This window comes from Phyllobacterium calauticae (genome assembly GCF_019991125.1).
Classification (GTDB): Bacteria; Pseudomonadota; Alphaproteobacteria; order Rhizobiales; family Rhizobiaceae; genus Phyllobacterium; species Phyllobacterium calauticae.
On sequence record NZ_JAGENB010000001.1, the window covers coordinates 353,240 to 370,818 of the forward strand.

The window sequence follows — 17,579 nt, forward strand, 5'->3', positions numbered from 1 at the left end:
ATTTTCATGACAAGGGTGTGAACAATCCGCCAAGCTCCAGATTAAGGGTGCCGCTGCCTTGTCGCCGATCCTCACCGTCTTTGTCTTTGCCGCCATTGCCAGCGCCGTGCTTCTTGCCGTTCTCATCCGGTTGCTGCCCAGCCATTTCCTGGCCGCGGGAATCAATGAACGCTCAAACCACACCCAGCCTGCACGCCAGCTTGGCGGCCTTGCCATCGTGCCGGTGGTCGTGGCGCTCCTCTGGCTGTTCGGCGCGCGGATGGGTCTCGACCAGCGCTTTCTCGTCACCGCGTCCATCGGTGCGCTGATCCTCTGGATCGCGGGGATGCTCGACGACCGGCATCACCTGCCGGAAAGCATCCGGATCGTCGCGCAGTTGATCGCCGCCTGCCTTTGCGTTTACGGCCTCGGGCCGGATTTCCGCCTGCTGCCGGATTTTTTCCCGGTCCTGCTTGAGCGGGGCCTGCTTGTTCTGGCGCTGGTCTATTTCATCAACCTGACCAATTTCATGGACGGCCTCGACCTGATGGTCGTGTCCGGAATGGGCATTCCGCTTGCCTTTCTCGCGGGGTTCGCGGCCTTCGGCCTGGCGGGCATGGCCAGCGGCAGCATCGCAGCGGCCATAGCCGGGGGGCTCTGCGGCTTTGCCCTGTTCAATCGCCCCAAGGCGACGGTTTTTCTCGGCGATTCCGGCAGCCTGCCGCTGGGGCTGCTGTGCGGCCTCGCCTTTTTCATGGTCGCCCACGACATGCGCATTGCCACCGGACTGATCCTGCCGCTGTTTTTCATTGCCGATGCCACGACGACGCTGATCAAGCGCCTGCTCGAGGGCGACAATATTTTCGCCGCCCATTCCAAACATGCCTATCAGGTTGCCAAACGCGCGGGATGGAGCGTGTGGCAGGTGGTGCTGACCGTGGCTGCACTGAATGTCGTTCTGGGCATCTGCGCATTTGCCGCGAGTTCCACCAGCATTCCGGTCCGCCTGACCGGTATTGTGGTGGCGGTTGTATGCGTTTGCGCCGTGCTGCTGCGCTTTCGCAGACGGACAGTGGCCTGATCAGAGCCTGCGGAAGATGGCGGCGAGATAAAGCCCGATCTGGCCCGGGAGGGTCTGCCGGTAAACGCCCGACTGATGCAGGGCGAGAATGCGCCGGATGACGTTGTCGGATCGCACCTTCCAGTAGAGATCGCAGGTCGCCTGTGCTTCGGCCGTCAGCAGATCCCGGTTGCGCACCAGCCCCTGAATGTTGAGATCGGCCCGATCGGCAAACCGGACGGCGAAGCGGGCGCGCAAGGCAGCCAGGCGCCCCTGCCAGCCCTCGCCACGGCTGGGCTGGCGGTGCCGCACCAGCGGCTGCGGGTCAAAATGCACCACGCCACCGGCGCCGGATACAATCAGATACAACCACCAGTCATGGCTGGAAAATTGTGTCGTCCGGCACGACGCCGCGAGAAGATCATGCGCCTTGCGGTTGAAAAGCATCGTGCTGCCCGCGGCGATGTTCTGGACCAGTGCATTGCGGAATTCCGCCGGGCGCGCATAAAGCGGCGACGAACCGACGATGGCGCCATTTTCAGCGATGGTAAGCGTCCGCGAACAGAAGAGGGATGGCACGGCAAAAGCATTGTGCTCGATCCAGCGGATGGAGGCGGCAAGCTTTTCCGGCTCCCAGATATCGGCCTGATCGGCAAAGGCATAATATTCCGCCTCGATGGCCGGATTGGTGATCAGCGACCGGAAGTTTTCGCTTCGCCCTTCACCGGCGCCGTGCAGCAGGGTCACCCGGCCCTTGGTCCAGCGCCGTGCCCATTGCTGCAGGATCGCCCGGCTGCCATCCGTCGATCCATCGTCCGAGACCCACAGATCGATATCGGGATAGGTTTGCGCGGCGATGGAGGCCAATTGCGCGTCGAGACATGCGGCACCATTGAAGGTTTCCAGGAGGACGGCAACCGTTCCTGATGATGGAGCCCTTTTCAACAACCGCTATCCCGCTTCGTGTCTGTTTCGGTGAAACCAGTGCAGCTGTTTCTGCACGGGAATCTGGCCGAGATTGAGGTCCCGTGTTAACTGACGGCGTTCTCGAAAAGCAGGGCCCGCACGGCATCCGGGTTTTGTTGCGCGATCAGCCCGCGCAGCTCGTCGACCGCTGCAGGCAGATGATCGACCGGCGCCACCCGCCGTTTGGCGCGCAGAATCTTGGAATGGCTCGTCGCCGAAACACCCGTCGGATCGTAGAAGAGTTCCTCATGCAGCTTTTCGCCGTCGCGGATACCGATCGTGACGACCTCAATGTCGCCGTGGGGGTTTTTCGCATCCTTCACCGACAGCCCCGCCAGGAGAATCATGTTTTCAGCGAGGTCACGGATACGCACGGCGTCTCCCATTTCCAGAAGCAGGATGTCGCCGCCCTCCGACAATGCGCCGGCCTGAATGATCAGTTCCGCCGCCTCGCGGACGGACATGAAATAGCGGGTCATCTCGTCATGGGTCACCGTCAGCGGACCGCCATGGGCGATCTGCTCGCGGAACAGCGGAACGACAGAACCACTGGAACCGATGACATTGCCGAAGCGGACGCAGGTGAATATCTGGCCGGTGCCGCGCATCTTCGCCACGTCGCCATGGTAGCGCACGATTAGCTCGGCCCAACGCTTGGTTGCACCCATGACATTGGATGGGCGCACTGCCTTATCCGACGAGATGAGGACGAAATTGCGGACACCCGCCTCGCGGGCCACGGCCGCCAGAACATCGGTGCCGATGACATTGTTGCGCGCGCCTTCGACGACGTTTTCCTCGACCAGCGGCACATGCTTGTAGGCGGCGCAATGGTAGACGTTCTCCACCTTGTGCTGATCGAGCACCACCTTGAGCAGCGGGCCATCGCTGATCGAGCCAAGGACAGGCACCAGAACGCAATCACTGATACCGGCGAGTTCGCGGTGAAGCTGATAGATGCTGTGCTCGTTCACATCGAACAGCACGAGTTTGGCCGGGGCCAGCTTGACGATCGTCCGGCAGAGTTCCGAGCCGATGGATCCGCCGGCACCGGTCACCAGGATGACACGGTTTTCCACCGTCTTGTCGAGAAGGTCGGGGTGGGCCGGCACCGGCGAACGCCCCAGGAGATCATCGATATCGATATCGCGCAGATGGCTGACGATGTATTTTCCGGCCGTCAGGTCGGAAATCGCCGGCAGGATGCGCACCTTGACATTGAGCGACTTGAGCTTGCCCATCAGCAAACGGCGCTGATTGCCGCTCAGGGACGAGGTGGTCACGATCATTTCGTTGATGCCGAAATTATCGATGAGATCTTCGATCTGCGCGGTCGGGTAGACGCGGATGCCGAGGATGTCCATGCCATGCAGCGTGGCATCGTCATCGATGAAACCGGCGACGAAAACCTCGTTCTGGCTGCGCAGCGCATTGGCCAGCTGCCGCCCCGCATCGCCGGCGCCGAATATCAGGCACTGCCGGGCCAGGAGTTTTTCGCGAATCGGGCTCCACAGCAGCCATTTGGCCGCAAAGCGGCTGCCGCAGATCAGGACAACGGCGAGGACCCAATACAAAAAGGGGACGGCGCGCGGCACGCCTTCGGCACCGGTCATCTGGGTCAGAAACGCGACAACCACCCAGATGATCACCGAAAAGGTCACCGCCTGCATCATCGTCCAGATGGCTTTGTCGGGCAGATAGCGAATAACCGCCCGGTAAAGGCCAAACCGGATAAACACCGGCGATGCGATCAGAGGGGCAGCGATCATCAGCATCGCCTGCTCGGTATTGGGCATAAACAGGGTGTTGAACCGCAGCACGTAGCTGAACCAGGCCGCAAATGTCAGCACCACCATGTCGAAGCTGACAAGGAGCACCTGCTTGTAACGACGCGGCATCATGGCGATGCGTTGCCGAAAATTTTCCAATTTCATTGATCCTCGGTGCTTACGGAATGCCTGGGTGACATGAGAAACTGCAATTTTCCTTAAAGTCCAATTTGAGGCATTTGTGAGATGGAGATGCTCATCCTTAGATTCCCCAATAGTTTCAAGACCAGTAACATAGGGTTACATAAATGCAATCATCGTCTGGCGGTCAATTGGCGGTTGTCCTTTCAGCCACTTTATCCAACACAGACTGGCAGCGTTTATCCTTGGCTTTTTTCCAACGATGGAACAACGCCCCATGGACCAGACACCGAACCTTCAGCTCCCCTACATCGCACCATCGCAAGCCCAGAAGCATGTCACCCATAATGAGGCCATCCGGGCACTGGATGCCCTCGTGCAGCTTTGCGTGGTCAGCAGAACACTCAAGGAGCCGCCGGCCGAGCCGCGGGAAGGCAACCGGTATTGCATCGCATCCGGCGCGTCCGGTGCGTGGGGCGGCAAGGACGGGCAGATCGCGGCGTGGCAGGATGGCGCGTGGGCATTTCTCCAGCCGCAGGACGGATGGCGCGCATGGATTGCTGCCGAGAACTGCCTCGCAATTTTCAATCAGGGACAGTGGACCGATTTCCGTCCGGCAACAAATCCCGTCGACCGCGTCGGCATCCAAGCGCAGGCGGATGACACGAACCGCCTGAGCGTGAAGAGCCCCGCCTCGCTGTTCGACCATGCGGGCAGCGGGCATCAGCTGAAAATCAACAAGGCAGGCGACCAGCAGCTCGCATCGATTCTTTTTCAGTCGGCCTATCAGGGCCGCGTCGAGATCGGCACGATCTGGAACCGGGATTTTTCCATCAAGGCCAGCATCGACGGCAAGGACTGGCGGGATATCCTGCTTGCCGACGGCAGAACCGGGGCCGTGCAGTTTCCCGGTGGCATCGTCCAGCCAAGGACGGGCAAGAAACTGTCCGGGCTGATTTTCCTGCCCGATGGCGGCGGTCCCGCCGTTCTCGAACCCGCCGCCGGCAGCGCTGTCTGTGCGTCCGTCTCCGCCGACCTGCTTTCCCTCAAAGGCAAGGCGGCGGCGGGCATCTTTGCCACGGGCATGCGCGGCGTGGCGATGGTCCGCATCTGGAACACCAGCAAATCGCCGGCCCAGTCGGCCTGGGCGAAATGGGATACCGCTGCCGATCAGCTGCAGGTCAGCGATCCCGCCCATATCCGGCCATGGGTCGCGGGCGATGCGATCCAGACGGCCGATCCGGCCAATCAGACCATCGCTCTCGATATCTCGCCGCTCATGCAAAAGCAGCTCGGCGGGGCCTTTCCGCAGGATGGGGTGTTGCTGGGCAACGGTGCGGGCGGGGATGTGACAATCCCATGCCCCATCGCTTCACCGGTATCATCCGGCAATCTGCTCATCTTCAAAGCTGACGAGCGCAGGCGATTCAATGTGATCGGGATTTACGGATGAGCGGCGCTGGTTTTTATCGTGCGTGGTTCGACAAGCTCACCACTGCACTGCAAAACTTTCCTCAGCTGCCGCGATAGGTTGAATAGGACCATGGCGTCACCAAGAGCGGCACGTGGTAATTCGCCCCCACATCCGCGATGGCAAAACGGATGGGCACCACGTCGAGAAAGGCGGGTTCCGCCAAAGCAGCGCCCTTTGCCCGAAAATATGCCTCGACAAAGAAGCTGAGTTCGTAGCGCCCGACCGCCATTTCGCCGGGCGGCAACAGCAGCGCATCGGTACGGCCATCGGCATTGGTGACTGTTGTTTTGAGCAGATGCCTGATCTCATCCGCATCGATCCGATGCAGTTTCAACGTCATGCCTGCGGCAGGGCACCCGGCCGCCGTATCCAGCACATGTGTGGACAGTTTTCCCATGGATGACCTCTCAGGCTAGCAGATCGTCGAGCCGGAACCGGGCGATCAGGGCAATCTGGCGCAAGGCTTCGGCCACCTCTTCGCCGGCATTGTTCTGCAACCGCGTCCTGAATGCGGCCAGGATGGAATGCTTGTCATGACCGCGCACGGCGAGAATGAACGGAAAGCCGAACCGCCGCTGATAGCCGTCATTCAACCGGTGGAATTCGTCGAATTCGCCATCCGTCAGCCGGTCAAGCCCGGCGCCCTTCTGTTCGCTGGTCGAGTGCACCGTCAGGCTGCCCTGGCGGGCGGCCTTGCCTGCGAGGTCCGGGTGGGCACGGATGAGGCCAAGCTGCGCCACCTGCCCGGCCTTGTCGACGGCACCGGCCATGGCCGCGTGCAGGAGTTCCACACTGGCGAAGGGCCGCAGCGGCACCACGGCTTCCGCAACCCACGGCGAATGCTCGAAAATACCGCCCAGCGCCTTGACGAAGGTTTCAGGCGCGGCATCGTTCAGTTCATCGAGAGTCATCGGCATCTTTCTTCATGCGTTGTTTCAGTGCGTTCACCGCACGCAGCACGTTTTCGGGCGTCGCCGGCGCATCGAGCCGGGGAGCGACGGCACCCTGCGCCAGCGAGGCAATGGCATCACGGATAGCGAGCCAGACGGAGACACCGAGCATCAGCGGCGGCTCGCCGATGGCCTTGGAACGGAACACCGTTTCCTCACGGTTGGGCGCGTTGTCGAGAATGCGCACATTGAATTCCGGCGGGACATCGCGCGATCCGGGAATCTTGTAGGTGGACGGCCCGACGGTGCGCAGCCTGCCCGTCTTGTCCCACCAGAGTTCCTCGCAGGTCAGCCACCCCATGCCCTGGACAAAGGCGCCCTCGATCTGGCCGAGATCAATCGCCGGGTTCAGCGGCGAGCCGACATCCTGCAGGATATCGGCGCGCAGGCAGCGCGTCTCGCCGGTCAGCGTATCCACGGCCACTTCCGTCACCGCCGCGCCATAGGTGAAGTAGAAGAAGGGCCGGCCCTTCATCGCCTTGCCGTCCCAATGGATTTTCGGCGTCGCATAATGTCCGGCCTCCGACAGCTGCACCCGCTTGAGCCAAGCCATCTTGGCCAGCTCGCCGAAGGATATGGATTCGTTGTCGGCGTGAACACGGCCTTCGCGGTAGACGATCGTCCCTTCCTGCACGCCGAAATGTTCGGCGGCAACGGCGGTCATGCGCGCCTTGATCGCCGTGGCCGCCTTGAAGGCCGCCATGCCGTTAAGATCGGAGCCGGTCGATGCGGCCGTGGCGCTGGTGTTAGGCACCTTGCCCGTCGCGGTGGAGGAGATGCGCACCATGTCGAGCTCGACCTGGAAGACTTCCGCCACGACCTGCGCCACCTTGACGAACAGGCCCTGCCCCATTTCCGTGCCGCCGTGGTTGAGGAAAATCGAACCGTCGAGATAGACGTGCACCAGCGCACCGGCCTGATTGAGCGAGGTCAGGTTGAAGGAAATACCGAACTTGACCGGCATCATCGCCAGCCCCCGGCGGATGACCGGATTGACAGCGTTATGCGCATCGATCTCGGCGCGCCGCTGGCGCCAGTCGGCCGAGGCCAGCACCGCTTCGGTCACTTCAATCAGCCGGTTGTCTTCCACCGGCTGGCCATAGGGCGTCACCGCGCCGGTTTCATCGCCGTAATAGTTGATGGCGCGGACGTTGTTGGGATCGAGCTGCAGTTCCCGCGCGATGGTATCGATGATGTTCTCGATGGTCAGGATGCCCTGCGGCCCGCCGAATCCCCGGAAGGCGGTGTTGGAAACCGTATTGGTCTTGCAGGCATGGCCGATAAAGCGGGCATGGGGAATATGATAGGCATTGTCCGTATGCGTCAGCGTGCGGGTGATGACAGGGCCGGTGAGGTCAGGCAGGTTTCCGGCGCGGGCGAGATATTCCACATCCAGCCCGCGAATGCGGCCGCGTGAATCGACACCGACTTTCCAGTTGGCCACATAATCGTGCCGCTTGCCGGTTCCCGCCATGTCGTCGCGGCGTTTCAGCCGCAGCTTGCACGGCTTTCCCGTCTTGGCAGCCACCAGTGCCGCCGCCCCGGCGATGATCGTCGCCTGGCTTTCCTTGCCGCCGAAACCGCCGCCCATGCGCCGCACCTGGCATTCCACCGCATTGGCATGCAGGCCGAGGATCAGCGCCACATGGTGCTGCACCTCAGTCGGATGCTGCGTCGAGGAGTGCACCAGCATCTCGCCATTTTCACCGGGAATGGCATAGGCAATCTGGGTTTCCAGATAAAAGTGATCCTGCCCGCCCATGTGCAGCGTGCCGGAAAAAACATGCGGTGCACCGGCAATCGCCGTCGCGGCATCGCCGTCGATGACTTCCTGCGGCGGCAGGACATAGCTCCTGCGCCGGTGGGCCTCCTCGATATCCAGCACCGGCTCCAGCGGTTCGATGTCGACCTTGACCTTCTTCGCGGCGCGATAGGCCGTTTCGAAATCGCGGGCGGCAACGACGGCGATGACCCGCCCTTCATGATCGACGATATCCTCGGCGAACAGCGTTTCGCCATGGAGGATCGGGCCGACCTCGTTGTGGCCGGGCACGTCCCTGGCCCACCAGACACCGGCCACGCCCTCCATCGCCAGCGCCTGCGCCGGATCGATGGATTTCAGCCGCCCGTGGGCGACCGGCGAAAGGACAAAGGCCGCATGCAGCGTGCCCGGCAGCTCTGGCATGTCGTCAATGTAGTTCGCCTCGCCCGCCACATGGCGTGCGGCGGAATCATGGGCAATGCCCTTGCCAACGATGCTGCGCTGGACGGTATGGGGCGTGTTGTCGGTCATAGCGCCATCACTTCCACGGTCTCGCCGGAGACATCCCGCCAGAACCGTTCAACCAGATTGGCTGCCACCTGCAGCCGGTAATCCGCGCTGCCGCGCCAGTCGTCGAGCGGCTTGAACGTAGCGGTGATCGCCGCCGCGCAGGCTTCGACCGCTTTCGCATCGAACTGCGTGCCGACCAGCGCCTGCTCTGCTGCCACCGCCCGGCGCGGTGTTGCTGCCATGCCGCCGAAGGCAATGCGCGCGCTGCGGACCTGACCATCCTCGCGGGTGACGGAAAAGGCGGCGCAGACCGTCGAGATATCCTGATCGTAGCGTTTGGAAATCTTGTAGACGCGAAAATCCTGCCCCGGCTTCGGCTTGGGAATGGAGACCGATGCGATCACCTCGTCGGCCCGCAGCTCCGTCTTGCGATAGTCGAGGAAGAAATCCTCCAGCGCCATGAACCGGCGGCCGTTGAGCGAGGCCAATTCCACGTCGGCGCCCAGCGCGATCAAGGCAGGCGGGCCGTCGCCGATGGGACTTGCGGTGCCGATATTGCCGCCTATGGTTCCCATGGAGCGGATCTGGGTCGAGCCGAAACGGCGAATAAGCGTGGCAAAGGACGGATAGGAACCGGCAACGCGCGCAAGCACCTCCTCCCAGGTTACGGCAGCGCCGAAACTCAGGTAATTGTCCGTCTCGCCGATGGCCCGCATTTCCCGCACATGCGCCAGCGAAATGACCTCGTCCCAATCCGTATGATAATCGGCCAGCGCCACGCCGAGATCGGTGCCGCCGCCGAGCAGCAGGGCATCCGGTCTGTCCTTGCGCAGTTGCAAAAGGTCCGCCAGCGTTTGCGGCTGGTGGAAGGTCGAACCATCGGCCGATACCGCCTTTTGCGGCTCCATCTCGGCGAATGCCGTCACCTCAAGGCTCGGTATCGGGGCGCCGCCAGCGCCTGCCACCTTGCGGGCGGCTTCAACGATGGGGCGGTAGCCGGTGCAACGGCAGAGATTGCCCGCCAGCGCATCGTGGATTTCGTGGTCACCGGGATGTGCCGTGCTGGCGGCAAGGCCGGCCAGCGAAATGACGATGCCCGGCGTGCAGAAGCCGCACTGCGACGAGCCGTTTTCCGCCATTGCCGCCTGTACGGGATGCAGGATTTCAGTTTTCAGGCCTTCGACGGTGACTATCGCCCGCCCATCGAGCTGACCCATGGCGAGAATGCAGCTGTTGGCAGCGTGATAGCGCACCGAATCACCAGCGGGATCGCCGATCAGCACCGAGCAGGCGCCGCAGTCGCCCTCGGCGCAACCTTCCTTGGTTCCCGTCAGGCGTGGCGCGCTGCGCAGCCAGTCGAGCACCGTCATATCCGGCCGGACCGACGCCAGCTGTTTTTGACCATTGAGAAAAAATTTAATCGTTTGTGACATGGTGCACAGCTTCATCCGGCAGCGATGAAGCGTCAAGGGGCAGAGGGAAGTTCGTGGTGTCGTGGTTCAGACCGTTTCGATCCGATAAACCACATCCCCGAAGAAAAACTCTTCAAGATTGTCCCCTGCACCGCCGCGATCGACCACGAGAAAATCCGACGCCGCTTCCAGCGAAATCAGCGGGTGATGCCAGACATTGCGGCCGTAATTGACGCCCTGATTGCCCTGTGCCAGGAACGCCCTCGGCTGACCCGGACGGCCCGCATCGTCTTCGGCCACGACGACAAGAAACGGCCGGTCCTGCAGCGGATAGAATGCCTGGCTGCCGAGGGGATGGCGCTCGAGCATCGCGATGTCGATGGGCGGGGCGAAAGCCTGTCCGCGAAAAATATTGATCAGAACCCGCGCCTCTGCCCCGGTCACATCGACATGGGCCAGATCGTGAAAACGCTGCGTGGTGCCATTGTTGATCAGGCGTACGTCGGCACCCTCGGTTTCGATCACATCGCCAAAGGGTTCGAACGCCGCGCGGGTCAGCGGCTGGACGGCAAGCAGAGGGATGGTCATACGGCACTGTCCGGGCGATGATGCTCATGCCAGTGGCGCGCGATATCGATGCGGCGCGTCACCCAGGCAGCCTCGTGCCCCTGCACATAATCCAGGAACCGCTCCAGCGCCGCCGCCCGTCCGGGGCGTCCGACAAGACGGCAATGCAGGCCGACGGACATCATCTTGGCCGCGCCTTCCTGCCCTTCCCGGTAGAGCACGTCGAACGTGTCCTTGAGATAGGTGAAAAACTGGTCGCCGGTATTGAAACCCTGCGGCGTGGCAAACCGCATGTCGTTGGCATCGAGCGTATAGGGAACAATCAGATGCGGACCCTTCGGCCCTTTCACCCAATAGGGCAGTTCATCGGCATAGCTGTCGGCCGAATAGACGAAACCGCCCTCTTCCATGACGATCTTCAGCGTGTTGTCCGAGGGCTTGCCCTGATAGATGCCAAGCGGGCGCGCGCCGGTGATTTCGGTGTGCAGCTGCACGGCTTCAAGGATGTGCTGGCGCTCGATGTCTTCCGGAAAATCCTTGTACTCCAGCCAGCGCAGGCCGTGGCTGGCGATTTCCCAATCGGCTTCCTGCATGGCGGCCACCGCTTCCGGGTTGCGGGCCATGGCCAGCGTCACGCCATAGACCGTGACCGGCAGGTTGCGGCGGGTAAAGATGCGCCACAGCCGCCAGAAGCCGGCACGGGAGCCGTATTCGTAGATGGATTCCATGTTGAGATTGCGCTGTCCCGGCCACGCCGCCGCACCGACGATTTCCGAGAGCAGGTTTTCCGACGCCGGATCGTTGTCGAGAATGCAGCTTTCGCCACCCTCCTCGTAATTGATCACGAACTGCACGGCGATGCGGGCATGGCCCGGCCATTTCGGGTCTGGGGTATTGCGGCCGAAGCCGATGAGATCGCGGGGGTAATCGGACACGGAGTGCCTCTCCAACAGACAATGCGGCACCCCCTCCATCCGGCAGGACAGAGGGGGTGCAAAGAGCAGGAATCAGCGGCGCTTGAGCAGCGAGCCGACGGCCGGGACAATAGCGGCTGCCAGCGCCAGCTTCAGGATATCGGCAACGATGAACGGGCCGACGCCGAAGGCAAAAGCCTTCTCGAAGCCGAGCAGGTAAGCCATCCAGAGGAAGCCGAGGCTGAGGATGATCGCCTCACCGGCGAGCATGGCAACGCCCATGACAACGGGGTTACGGGCAAAGCCCTTGTCAGCGGCAAGACCGACAACCCAGGCTGCGGCGAGATAGGCGACGAGGTAGCCGCCGGTGGTGCCGACCATATAGGCAAGGCCGATGCCCTTTTCCGGCGTTCCGGTGAAAACAGGCATGCCGAGCGCACCTTCGAGCAGGTAAAGCGCCATGGTGGCAACGGCCAGGCGCGAGCCATAGGCGGCGGCAATGGCGAAAACGGCGAAGGTCTGCATGGTGACATTGACGAAAACCATGTCGATCTTGGTCTTCGCCGCAAGGGTCATCAGCGCCGTGCCGACAAGGGCAAGCGAGACAAACCATACGGCTTTGGCAAGCTGGCCTTCCGGCTGGAAGGTTTCAGCAAGGGAACGGGTCTGGGCAGCAATCATGTTCTATCCTCCGGATCGGCTTTCGCCATGCGTTGAAAAGGGTATATTGGGGATGACGCCGCAGCGCAATATGCGCAAGGCCATACACAAGGTCCGCACACCCCCATGTCCCTCGTTTTCGACAGTTCTTTTGCGCCGCATTATGGCGAAGCCGTCGAGATTGCGCCTGATATCAAGCGCATCACGGTCAACAATCCCAGCCCCTTCACCTTTTTCGGCACCAACAGTTATCTGATCGGCCGCGATACGCTGGCGCTGATCGATCCGGGTCCGGTTGACGATGCCCACCACGCGGCATTGCGGCGCGCCATCGCCGGGCGACCGGTCAGCCATATCTTTGTCAGCCATACGCACCGGGACCATTCGCCGCTCGCCACGGTTCTGAAAGCCGAGCTTGGCGCGACGCTGGTGGCGGAAGGCCCGCACCGTCCGGCCCGGCCGCTGCATATCGGCGAGGTCAACCTGCTCGATGCCAGCGGCGACTATGATTTCGTGCCCGATATCGCCGCTGCCGACAATTCGGTCATTGCAGGCGATGGCTGGGCCCTGCGCACCATTCATACGCCCGGCCACACGGCCAACCATGTGGTGTTCGGGCTTGAGGGAACGGACATCCTGTTTTCCGCCGACCATGTGATGGCCTGGGCCACATCCATCGTGGCGCCGCCCGACGGCTCGATGTCGGACTACATGGCTTCGCTCGACCGGCTCCTTGAGCGGCATGACCGGGTCTATCTTCCCGGCCATGGCGGTGCGGTGACCAAGCCGAAAACCTTCGTGCGCGGCCTGAAAGCCCACCGCAAGATGCGCGAGCGTGCGGTGTTCGAACGGGTCAAGCTGGGCGACCGCACCATCGCCGCCATGGTCAAGGTCATCTACCGGGAAACCGACCCGCGCCTGCACGGCGCGGCAGGGCTGTCGGTGCTTGCCCATCTGGAAGATCTCGTTGCCCGCGGCAAGGTGCATACGGAAGGCAACCCCTCCATCGACGGCACCTACTGGGCCGGCTGAGTGGTATCTTCCTCCGGCTGCGCATTCTGCACCTGCGCATCGAGGTCAGTCATGAACTGGGCGATGCGGCCGGCATTTTCGCCGAGATCGTGAATGCCGTAGCGCGAGACCGACCGCATATCGACATAAGTGGTCTCGCCCTCGTCGCTCAGGCGGATGACGACGTCGCTGGTGAAGCCCAGCAGCCAGGTCCGCGCCACGACTTCCATCAGTATTTCCTCGTCGTCGCCGGGCACGCCCTTCTGATCGATGATGGTCCAGCCATTGTTGGTGATCACCGTCACGGCGGCATCGAGAATGCGGTCCGGCGAGCCTTCGTAGCGCCGGCCCGTCACTTCGGGATAGGCCTTGGCCTGCAGGGCGCGGCTGTGCGGATCGTTGACCAGCGGGTTCATGCGGTCCGTCCGTTGACCGGCCAAGGCAAACAGCGCCGGAGGCTCGGTGACATCGGTCGACACGTCATAGATCGCCGGCAGGGTCATCGCCTGGTAGACCGTCACGACAAAGGGACCGAGGACCACCAGCGCGATCACCGCGCCCCAGAAGGCGGATGGGCCGCCGCGGTCGCCGCGGCGCCACAGGCTGGTGAATCCCTTGATGCCGAGCAGCAGCGCCAGCACCGCGAGGCCCGCCACGATGGCGAACAGCCAGAGAAACTCGGGAGTTTCGATCCGCTCGAAGCGGTGCCCGAGGCCAGACAGGACAAACAGGACGGCCGACAGGAACGCGATCCGCACCGACCATTTGGCGGAAATCGATTGGCGGCGTCGGATGTGGTGTCGCATGGAATCCCGATATGGCTGCACTGTGACTGACACGAACAGCTAACCGTATTTCCCCGGTGAGACAAGCATTGGAACGGCAGGCCTCGTGGCGCCTGCCGTTGCCAAGGCTCCTGCCCGCTAGACCACTGCCGGGATATAGACCCGCCGCACCTCGTCGTAGATCATCCCGATGGCCGGATCGGTCCGGCTCATTTTGCCGGTTTCAATGTGGCCGGCATAGCGGCGCAGATACTTGCTGTCCGTGTTCACCGCATCGATGAAGGAAACATCGTACCAGCCGTCCTTTGTGGCGACGTCAACACGCTTGGTGCCACTGAAAATGCGCTTGGGTGCTTCTTTGAAATCGTAGGCGTTGATAAGTTTCAGTTCTCCGTTGGCAGTAGGCCAATTTCGAAAGTGAAAACTGAGTATCTTGCCCTCTTTATCGGGAACGACCTGGCAGTTGAAATAAAAGGCCGCTTCTGTGGGATCAATCGCCATTCCGCGAGCTTCAGCCAGATAGCCGTTGGGCCCGTGCACGGCAAAGTGATAGTTCGGGTTAGTAACCAGAGAAAGCAGCGGGTAAGAAAGGGTGAACTCCGGATCGCCGGGCGGTATTCCTTCCACACTTATGGATTGGGGTTGCGGCAATGTTTGCGCCTCATAGTCGTAAAGCATAAACGACGCACCCAGCTTGCCCGAGTTTGTAAAAACACACTCTGGGTAGGAAGGCATAAGGGGAAACTTAAAATTGACCTGAAAATCGTAACCAAGCGGCAACAAATCGCACTGTGTCCGATCCTGCTTCACTGTAACCGGTTTTTCTGCATTGGGATCGGCATTGACATGCTCGATTTTGGGTTTGAGTGGATTATCGGCATTTTTCTTGGCGGTGGTTTTTTCACTGCTGGTAAAAATTTTCACCGGCAGCGCCTTATCGATCAGTGTGTCGATTGCTCCGCCTTCCTCACGGCTAAATTCGAATGCACTTGTCAGATCACCCGCGATTGCCCTTCGCCATGAAGAGACGTTCGGAAGACTAGGCCCTCTGAAATATTCTCCCTTTGCCGCAAATCGTTTTTCAATCCACGTGTCGAGGAATGAAATGAACGAGGTGTGATCGAATACTTCGGAACAAACACGCCCGCCGGCGCTCCATGGAGAAATGACCAGCGTCGGGACACGCATGCCCATCCCCAACGGCCGTGCAGTTTCACGTTCCTGCTTTTCATCGTTGGTTTCTTTATCGACGAGCTTTTCCTTGAATGCATTTTCCGAATTGAAATCGCGCCCTTCTTCTTTTCCTGTTTCGTTGTTCAATCGTGTTGACGTGATCTCTATGCCCTCCGACAAAGCATTTGGGGGCATGCCGTACAACGCAGCGGCTTCGGGATAACTTAAAGGCGGCACGGGTGGCGGCACATGATCGAAAAAGCCGCCATTCTCGTCATAGGTTATGAAGAACGCTGTCTTTTTCCAGACGTCCTTGTTGGCAGCGAACGCGCGCAGTATCTCGTTTACATAATACTCGCCGAAATGCGGGGGGTATTTGGGGTGCTCGGAAAACGCTTCCGGCGCGATGATCCATGAAACAGCGGGTAAATTGCCCGAAGCAATATCCTGCTCGAACTGCGACGGTTTGTTGGCATCTGTCCGCAAGACGGAGTTTACACTTTGGTCTTTCTCATGAAGCGATGTGTTTTTAATGCGAAAATTTGCAAAGGCTTCCAGGGTATTGTTGTCGTAGTTTCCCGTGAATACATCGCTGCCCAAACCATCCTGATAAAACTTCCAGCTGAGGCATTTTTCCAGTTCCTGCCTTACCTTCGGTGCGCGCGATTCAAGGTTTTTGAGCGCGCCTTCCAATACTTCGGGATAGGACTTCCAATCGGGTCGTCCTAGCACTTTGTGCGGCGTACCGAAGGGAAAATGGCTGTTGTCGTAGCGGCCATTGCTGGTCCCGGTCCAGAAGTAGACGCGATTGGTATCCGTCGCGCCATTGTGCGAACAGAAATAGGCGTCGCAAATGGTGAAGGCTTTGGCCAGCTTGAAATACAGCGGAATATCCCGTTCGCTATAATGGGCCATCGAGACGATGCCCTTTTGCGGAATCCATTTGTCCATGAAGCCGCCGTTCCACGCGGCAAGACCGCTTTTGTAATCATGGGCCGGGTCTTGCAGGAAGACACCGCCCGCGCCACCCTCCTCGTCCGGCGTATCACCTTGCGGCAGTTGATACGGCTTTACCATTTGCGCCGAACTGTCCGACTGCGCCTGGTGCCAGACCGGTTCCCCATTTTTCAATTTCAGCGGCCGCGGATCGCCGAAGCCCCTCACACCACGCAGCGTACCGAAGTAGTGGTCGAAGGACCTGTTCTCCTGCATCAGAATGACCACATGCTCGATATCCGCCAGCGAGCCTTTCCGGCAGTGCGCCGAAGCGCTCAGCATATCTTCTACAACAGTCGAACTGGCTAAAGCCTCCTGCATATAGGCCGAACACGCGGCATAGGCGGCGGTATTGACGCCGGCGATACCGAGCATCTTGATAAAATCGCGTCTGTCCATAGTAGCTTCCTGAAAAAATAAAATATTGAAATAACTATCTTTTTTTGGATCGAACGCCTTACTGACAAACCTCGGCAGCAGGCTGCAAGCGAGCAGATTCGGCGGCTTTCAGATGGTTGACCTCATCCTGAAGCCGCCTCATTTCGGCTGCATCCGCGGCAAAACCGGCGTTCTGGTTGGCAAGCGCAGCAATCTGGCTCTTCAATTCGTCAAACTGTGCCGCGTCAAATGTCGATGCTGAGACGACACTTGGGTCGGGTTGTTCAGTGTCGGAACACGCGGTGAGGAAAAGCAATGGGAGCAATGGAAAAAATCGAGGTTTCAAGATACCCTCCGGTTAATGAATGCGTGACTGAAAATGCAGTGTCTAAAAAATGAAATCGGTTTTTGAGTTTGAATATGGGCAACGGCATATGAATGCCCGCAGTGTATGAAGTTCTGATGACACAATCGCCCACAACCCGGCGCCGGGCGGCATCTGCCCAGCCACCGAACCATCTCAACCGTTTACACTTTATGAGTAGATCGGCTGTCACATAGCTGACATCATCGCCCCGGTGATTCAGGGCAGGATAGAAGGCGGGCAAGCAAGCCGCTTTTACAACGCAAAATGACGAGGCCGGATAGAATGCCTGAAACTGGCAAAGCGGTTTCGCTTGAAGTTGTCGAGATCGAACTGGCGCTTGGCGCACAGGATATTGTTGCCGACGGTTTCGAAGGCGTTTTGCAGAAGGCTGCAACCCTGGTCGGCGGGGAGGTTGTTTTCAACATTCGTGCGCCGGAAGACGGGGACCAGCAGCGCATCGCGGCCATTTCCTTGTCGGACGGTGCCGTCGACCAGCTCGTTTTCGTCATGCTCGGCAATGACGGCACCAGCCTTACCGTTTCGGCCGAAGATGATGAAACCACGCTGCTCACCCGGCTCGGCAAGGATTATGCGGCCGTGATGAAGGGCCTTCGCCCGGAATAACGACGCAGGCGACGTTTTCTTTTGGAAGCCGCTTTGCTCTTTCCGGCAAGTCTGGCTAAGCTCGCCCCATCCCATCAAAAT

Annotated in this window: 16 protein-coding genes; 4 read left to right on the forward strand and 12 right to left on the reverse strand. The window is 60.4% G+C overall.

What is annotated here, in order from left to right; genetic code table 11:
* Nucleotides 1-58 precede the first annotated feature (58 nt).
* A complete protein-coding gene (locus J1W56_RS01920) occupies nt 59-1,060 on the forward strand; it encodes an MraY family glycosyltransferase (RefSeq protein WP_223611485.1) in 1,002 nt (333 codons plus the stop codon).
* Here the strand turns inward: J1W56_RS01920 and J1W56_RS01925 are convergent, their stop codons facing one another.
* Entirely contained in the window at nt 1,061-1,984 is a 924-nt protein-coding gene (locus J1W56_RS01925; protein ID WP_223611486.1) for a glycosyltransferase, read from the reverse strand. It abuts the gene before it with no gap.
* Nucleotides 1,985-2,070: 86 nt separating this feature from the next.
* Nucleotides 2,071-3,939, reverse strand: a complete 1,869-nt coding sequence (locus J1W56_RS01930; RefSeq protein ID WP_223611487.1) for a nucleoside-diphosphate sugar epimerase/dehydratase — start codon at nt 3,937-3,939, stop codon at nt 2,071-2,073.
* A 253-nt stretch (nt 3,940-4,192) separates the two neighbouring features.
* Here J1W56_RS01930 and J1W56_RS01935 point away from each other — a divergent pair, with 253 nt between their 5' ends.
* Nucleotides 4,193-5,368 (forward strand): DUF2793 domain-containing protein, encoded by a 1,176-nt coding sequence (locus tag J1W56_RS01935; protein WP_223611488.1) that lies wholly within the window; start codon nt 4,193-4,195, stop codon nt 5,366-5,368.
* 61 nt (nt 5,369-5,429) lie between these two features.
* Here J1W56_RS01935 and uraH read toward each other — a convergent pair whose 3' ends face one another.
* From uraH to J1W56_RS01970, 7 genes are all read right to left on the reverse strand, one after another.
* The gene (gene uraH, locus J1W56_RS01940; protein ID WP_223611489.1) at nt 5,430-5,786 is read right to left on the reverse strand and encodes a hydroxyisourate hydrolase; all 357 of its coding nucleotides are present in this window, start codon (nt 5,784-5,786) and stop codon (nt 5,430-5,432) included.
* A gap of 10 nt (nt 5,787-5,796) precedes the next feature.
* Entirely contained in the window at nt 5,797-6,300 is a 504-nt protein-coding gene (uraD, locus tag J1W56_RS01945) for a 2-oxo-4-hydroxy-4-carboxy-5-ureidoimidazoline decarboxylase (RefSeq protein ID WP_223611490.1), read from the reverse strand.
* Complete coding sequence (xdhB, locus tag J1W56_RS01950) at nt 6,287-8,632, reverse strand: xanthine dehydrogenase molybdopterin binding subunit (protein WP_223611491.1); 2,346 nt, start codon at nt 8,630-8,632, stop codon at nt 6,287-6,289. The genes uraD and xdhB overlap by 14 nt, the downstream gene beginning before the upstream one ends.
* Nucleotides 8,629-10,044: a xanthine dehydrogenase small subunit gene (gene xdhA / locus J1W56_RS01955; protein ID WP_223611492.1), complete on the reverse strand. Its 1,416-nt coding sequence runs from the start codon at nt 10,042-10,044 to the stop codon at nt 8,629-8,631. Before xdhA ends, xdhB begins: the two co-directional genes overlap by 4 nt.
* Before the next feature lie 66 nt (nt 10,045-10,110).
* The gene (locus J1W56_RS01960) at nt 10,111-10,611 is read right to left on the reverse strand and encodes an ureidoglycolate lyase (RefSeq protein WP_223611493.1); all 501 of its coding nucleotides are present in this window, start codon (nt 10,609-10,611) and stop codon (nt 10,111-10,113) included.
* Nucleotides 10,608-11,564, reverse strand: a complete 957-nt coding sequence (puuE, locus tag J1W56_RS01965; protein WP_404927774.1) for an allantoinase PuuE — start codon at nt 11,562-11,564, stop codon at nt 10,608-10,610. Before puuE ends, J1W56_RS01960 begins: the two co-directional genes overlap by 4 nt.
* A gap of 33 nt (nt 11,565-11,597) precedes the next feature.
* On the reverse strand, nt 11,598-12,185 hold the full coding sequence (locus J1W56_RS01970) for a biotin transporter BioY (protein ID WP_308526419.1): 588 nt from the start codon (nt 12,183-12,185) through the stop codon (nt 11,598-11,600).
* A 105-nt stretch (nt 12,186-12,290) separates the two neighbouring features.
* Here J1W56_RS01970 and J1W56_RS01975 point away from each other — a divergent pair, with 105 nt between their 5' ends.
* Nucleotides 12,291-13,196: an MBL fold metallo-hydrolase gene (locus J1W56_RS01975; RefSeq protein ID WP_223611494.1), complete on the forward strand. Its 906-nt coding sequence runs from the start codon at nt 12,291-12,293 to the stop codon at nt 13,194-13,196.
* Here the strand turns inward: J1W56_RS01975 and J1W56_RS01980 are convergent.
* From J1W56_RS01980 to J1W56_RS01990, 3 genes are all read right to left on the reverse strand, one after another.
* On the reverse strand, nt 13,181-13,981 hold the full coding sequence (locus J1W56_RS01980; RefSeq protein ID WP_223611495.1) for a DUF1499 domain-containing protein: 801 nt from the start codon (nt 13,979-13,981) through the stop codon (nt 13,181-13,183). The genes J1W56_RS01975 and J1W56_RS01980 overlap by 16 nt on opposite strands.
* 117 nt (nt 13,982-14,098) lie before the next feature.
* Nucleotides 14,099-16,528 (reverse strand): alkaline phosphatase family protein, encoded by a 2,430-nt coding sequence (locus J1W56_RS01985; RefSeq protein ID WP_223611496.1) that lies wholly within the window; start codon nt 16,526-16,528, stop codon nt 14,099-14,101.
* Between the two features lie 58 nt (nt 16,529-16,586).
* Nucleotides 16,587-16,853, reverse strand: a complete 267-nt coding sequence (locus tag J1W56_RS01990) for a hypothetical protein (RefSeq protein ID WP_223611497.1) — start codon at nt 16,851-16,853, stop codon at nt 16,587-16,589.
* 303 nt (nt 16,854-17,156) lie between these two features.
* Between J1W56_RS01990 and J1W56_RS01995 the strand changes: the two genes are divergently transcribed.
* Nucleotides 17,157-17,498, forward strand: coding sequence for a hypothetical protein (locus J1W56_RS01995; RefSeq protein WP_223611498.1), 342 nt, complete (start codon nt 17,157-17,159; stop codon nt 17,496-17,498).
* The last annotated feature ends 81 nt before the right edge of the window (nt 17,499-17,579 follow it).